Raw genomic sequence first — 4,889 nt, forward strand, 5'->3', positions numbered from 1 at the left:
ATCAGCGCGTGGCCTTGATCGGGCGACCGACGGCTCGCCCGGCACGTGCGGCGGCAAGGCCAAAGCGCGCGCCCGACCCAAAGAGATAGCCGCCCTGGAGGGCGATAGCTGCGAGTGCCACACCTTTCAGGCTATCGAGCACGGTGACATCGACCATCAGCCCGACCGGGACGGCGGCAAGCACCATAACGAAGGTCAACGGCAGCAGCACCAGGACGCGAAAGCGTTGGCCCAGCACGGCACCTACCAGAAAGCTGAAAATCAAAAACGCGGTCATCCGAAACACTCCGTGCTTCGGACCCTAGGTTCCCCACCCTAAAAAGACCCTTAAGTTGTATGGCTAAATTGGGCCTATTGGCTGCAATTTGCCAGCAGCGAATGGTAGGCCTCCCGCAAGCCATTCAGCGCCACCATACCCTTGATCTCGCTGTCGCTTTCTCGGACTACCACGGACAGCGAGGGCGTCGTCTGCCATTTGCCGGCGGCAAAGGCCGAGACCTCGTCAGGCAGCAGCACGGCGGCGCCGGCGGCAGCCATGCTGGCGTCAAAGGTCAGAGTGCCGCCGTTGCTCGCGGCGATGGTGACCTTGGGGTGGCTCCGCGGCGGGAAGGGCCGGATCAAGGCCACCAGCACGTCGATCTTGCCTTTCGGCGCGCAGCGGACGATCAGGCCGGCGAAGTCCGGGTCGGATTGGGTCGTGTCCGCCGTCTTCGTGATGGCTGCGAAGCTTTCGCCGTCCTTGGCCCCCTGGGTGCGGCTGAACTTCCAAACCGAGGAGAGGGCTGGGGTGGCCACCTCAACGATGGCTGCGCCCTGGCACGAGGATCGCGCGCAGGAGGTAACAGAGCCCCATGGGCGATCAGCGGCGCCAAGGAGGGAGCCTGCCAACAGCGGGACAAGAAGGAAGCCGGACAATGGGAGTTCCTATCCTTAACGGCCCAGACTTAGCAGAGCGGAGGGAGGCCAAGAAGCCTCGCGCTCGACACAGGGAGCCCTTGAGTTGGGCGGTTTGCTCGCCGACCGGGCACACGAAATACAACAAATAGTCACAAAGGGTTAAACCAAGCCCCAAAGAGTGGCCCGCACGCAACAGTAGCCGACGGATCGCTCCGTTAACCACCGGGAAGCCTTGTCGCACCACCCCCTAGGCCGTACCAATCAGGGGCTAATAGGGGACTCCTGGGGCGCGATTCATGCATTCCTTTGCCAAGTCATATTTATTGAAGCCGGCGTTTCTAGTGGCTGCGTTGTCGCTTGGAGCCTGTTCGACCAATCCCGGCTCGGGTCCGCTCACGGACGACGTCAACAACAAGATTCAGACTGAAAACGCACCGGCCTATGAGCTGGTGCCGCTCAATCCGGCCACGGTGAAGATCCTGCACACCCATGAGCCCAAGGGGCTCGCGGGGGCGTTCACGGACAAGCGGCCGCCGGCCAGCATCGTATTCGGCATCGGCGACGTCGTCAGTGTCACCATCTTCGAAGCCGCGGCAGGCGGTCTGTTCATCCCGGCGGAAGCCGGCGTCCGCCCGGGCAACTATGTGACGATCCCGGATCAGTCGGTCGACAATGACGGCTTCATCACCGTGCCCTATGCCGGCCAGATCAAGGCTGCGGGGCTTACGGCGGTGCAAATCCAGCGCTCGATCGTCGATAAGATCGGCAACCGCGCCATCGAACCACAGGCGGTCGTCGCGATGTCCTCGCAGCGCACCCAGCTCATCAGCGTGCTCGGCGAAGTCAATTCGCCGGCGCGTTATCCGGCGAGCGCGGCGGGTGCCAAGGATCGCGTGCTCGATGCGATCACCCGCGCCGGCGGCATCAAGGGCCAAGGCTTCGAGACCTGGGTCATGCTGGAGCGTGGCGGACGGCGGGCCACCGTGCCGTTCGAAAATCTCGTGATGGCGCCCGAGAACAACGTTTATGTTCGCCCCGACGACAGCATCTATGTCTATCGCGAGCAGCAGAAGTTCCTGGCGTTCGGCGCCAGCGGTCAGAGCGGCGAGTTCAACTTCGATGCCTGGCGCATCAACCTCGGCGAAGCCGTCGGCAAGTCGGGTGGTCTTCTGGATGGTCAAGCTGATCCGGCTGCCGTCTACCTCTATCGCCGCGAGCCGCGCGAGGTTGCGGCCCAGCTCGGCATCGACGTCAGCAAGTACACTTCCGAGACCGTTCCGGTCATCTTCAACGTGAACCTCCGCGATCCCGGTGGCTTCTTCCTTACCACCAAGGTCATGATGAAGAACGGCGACGTGATCTACGTCTCGAACTCCCGCAACGTCGAAGTTACGAAATTCCTGCAGTTCCTGCGCGTGATCATGGCCACCGGCTCGGATGCGGTGAATCTCTCCAACGACGCCCTGATCTTCCGCAACAACGTCAAGCTGGCGCCGTAAGACGCCGACTTGATCGAGCAAAAACGATGGCACCGGGGCTTTGTCCCGGTGCCATTTTCGTTTAGATCGAAGCGGTTCTGCTGCGGCTACGAGTTCGGGATAAGATCAAGGCACCACTGCGCAGGGCGCCGGTCATCGGGCATCCCGCACTGTTGCAAGGGGCTTCATGCGCTTTCGGACACTTTGCCGTCTTTTGGCTCTCGTCCCCGTCGGCTTCGGGCTTGCACCGCTCGGGCAGGCTCTCGGCGCTGCTGCAGAGCTAGGCGTCCGCCACCGCATCGACGTGATGGTCTTCGCGGAGCCTGACGCTCCGGTCTTGTCGCGCCTCAAGGGAGCCAGGGGCGAGCTGTCGTTTACGATCCGGCTGTCGGCGAACTCCAAGGAGAGCAAGTTCTTCGGGATGCTGCGCCCATCTTTCCCCGATATCGTCGTTCCCGATGGCGCGGGCAAACCGCTGGTCCAGCAGACCAAGCTATGGGAGGAGGAGGTCTGCCATCAGCGCCGCGGCCTGCCCAAAGTCACGGTGACGCAGCTCGGCGGGCATTTCGGCGAGGGGGAGGGGCGGATCGAGATTTCGGCCATCAACCGGCACATCGGCGTTCTGGTCCCGCCCGACGAATTAACCCCTGGAATAAAACTCGACCCGGGCAGTGATAGCTTTGGAGTATTCTTGGCATTCCGGGCGCAGACCCGGAACAGCCGCCTCAATGTGGATCTGAAGATCTATCCGATCGATTGCTTCCTCTAAGCCCAAGAAGGCTCGCAAGAACGACGATGCGCCTCTGGCTTCCCAAGATACGTTGGTCATGGAGCTTGCCCGCGACCTTCATCCTGTTCTTCGTGGTGGCCGGCGCGCCGTTTCCGTTCGGCTCGACCAATGATCTGTCGATCGCGTTCTGGTGCCTGTGTCTCGGGATTGCGGTGATCTTCGCGCCGACGCGCGATCTGCGGGCGCCGCATCTGTGGCTGCTCGCCGGCATCGGCGTGATCGTTGTGGCCTACGCGTTCGTGCTGCATGAGCAGCTCTCCGACCATCCCTGGGTCGCGCCATTCCAGCCGATCTGGAAGCAGGCCTCGGATCTGCTCGGCGTGCCGATCGCCCCTTCCGCTTCCATCGTGAAGAACGAGGCGTTCTTCGCGCTCGGCGCGCCGCTCGCCAACATCCTCGCCATCGTTCTCGGCATCACCGTCGGCGTCGATCGCGACCGCGCACGCCGCCTGCTGTGGGTGATCGCGATCTCGGGCGCGGCCTACGCGCTCTACGGCGTGCTCTCGTTCCTGATCGAGCCCACCATGATCCTGTGGCGGGACAAGACCGCGTATCTCGGCAGCGTCACCGGCACCTTCATCAACCGCAACACGGCGGCGGCTTATTTCGGGTCCTGTGCGGTGATCTGGATGCTGCTGATCCTGGAAGATGTCCGCCGCCGGCTGCCGGAGCGGCACGTCGAATGGCGGCGTCTGTCGCTCGATCTGCGCGCGATCCCGCCAAAGGAGATCCTGCCGCAGCTTGGCTGCCTGCTGATCTGCCTGATGGCGATGTTCATGACGACCTCGCGCGCCGGCGTCGGCCTGTCGCTGCTGGCGATGATCGTCGCGTTCACGCTGTTCCTGCGCAAGGACCTGCCGCCGCGTACCGGCATCTGGATCTCGCTCGGCTCGGGCCTTGCCGTCGGGCTCGGCCTCTTGCAACTGCTCGGCGGCCGCGTCTCCAGCCGCTTCGACAGCCAGGGCCTGGTCGACGAGGGCCGCATCGAGGCGTGGAAATCGACGCTGCGGATCATCGGCGACAATCCCTGGTTCGGCACCGGCATGGGCACGTTCCAATGGGCCTTCCCGCCGTACCGCAGCCCCAACATCTCGATTCGCGGAATCTGGGATGCCGCGCATTCGACGCCGCTGGAGCTTGCCTCCGAGGTGGGCATTCCGATGGCGCTGCTGGTGGCGCTCGGCTGGGCCATCATGCTGCTGGTGCTGGCGAGGGGCGTGTTCGGGCGCCGGCGCGATGCCATCATCCCGCTGGCCGCGGTGGCGACCGCCACGCTGTCGCTGCTGCATTCGAGCCTGGACTTCACGCTGCAGGTGCCCGGCTACAGCATTCCATTCTTTGCGCTTTTCGGCGCCGGCCTGGCGCAATCGTTCCGCACCAAGGAGAGCCGCGCCGTGGCAGAGGGAGGCACCACCAGCCGGCGAGGCGAGGGCCGTCCGACGACCTCAGGCGCCGCGCCGCGCCGGATGCCCAAGCTTCATAAAAGTGTCTAGATTTGAAGCAGTTGCGTCGTTTACGAAGTCTTTAGAATAAGTGGACAGCTCTTTTCTCTTCGGTTAGGTTCCGCAACTGCACAGCCATTTGCCCGGGCCGAGGAAGCACATCGGGGCAGCTGATTTTTTGGAGGTTGATTTATGAGCGTTATCAGGATTGCGCTTCGCATGGCTGCCGCCGCGGCCCTCGCCGCGACGATCACCTCGGCCGCCAGCGCCGCCGTTTACCCG

Annotated in this window: 5 protein-coding genes; 3 read left to right on the forward strand and 2 right to left on the reverse strand. The window is 63.5% G+C overall.

All coding sequences use genetic code 11. The features are described from left to right. Position 1: 1 nt before the first annotated feature. Positions 2–277 (reverse strand): hypothetical protein, encoded by a 276-nt coding sequence (locus tag MOV75_RS27420; RefSeq protein WP_246921152.1) that lies wholly within the window; start codon positions 275–277, stop codon positions 2–4. A 74-nt stretch (positions 278–351) separates the two neighbouring features. Then, positions 352–915: a hypothetical protein gene (locus MOV75_RS27425; protein ID WP_246921155.1), complete on the reverse strand. Its 564-nt coding sequence runs from the start codon at positions 913–915 to the stop codon at positions 352–354. Positions 916–1,193: 278 nt separating this feature from the next. Here MOV75_RS27425 and MOV75_RS27430 point away from each other — a divergent pair, with 278 nt between their 5' ends. The 3 genes from MOV75_RS27430 to MOV75_RS27440 all read left to right on the forward strand — a co-directional run bounded on the left by MOV75_RS27430 (position 1,194) and on the right by MOV75_RS27440 (position 4,658). Beyond that, positions 1,194–2,396: a polysaccharide biosynthesis/export family protein gene (locus MOV75_RS27430; protein ID WP_246921158.1), complete on the forward strand. Its 1,203-nt coding sequence runs from the start codon at positions 1,194–1,196 to the stop codon at positions 2,394–2,396. 166 nt (positions 2,397–2,562) lie between these two features. Beyond that, positions 2,563–3,144 (forward strand): hypothetical protein, encoded by a 582-nt coding sequence (locus tag MOV75_RS27435; protein WP_247006926.1) that lies wholly within the window; start codon positions 2,563–2,565, stop codon positions 3,142–3,144. 26 nt (positions 3,145–3,170) lie between these two features. Further along, entirely contained in the window at positions 3,171–4,658 is a 1,488-nt protein-coding gene (locus MOV75_RS27440) for an O-antigen ligase (RefSeq protein WP_247006927.1), read from the forward strand. Positions 4,659–4,889: the final 231 nt, after the last annotated feature.

It is taken from the genome of Bradyrhizobium sp. PRIMUS42, assembly GCF_023006515.1.
In the GTDB taxonomy this organism is placed as follows: domain Bacteria; phylum Pseudomonadota; class Alphaproteobacteria; order Rhizobiales; family Xanthobacteraceae; genus Bradyrhizobium.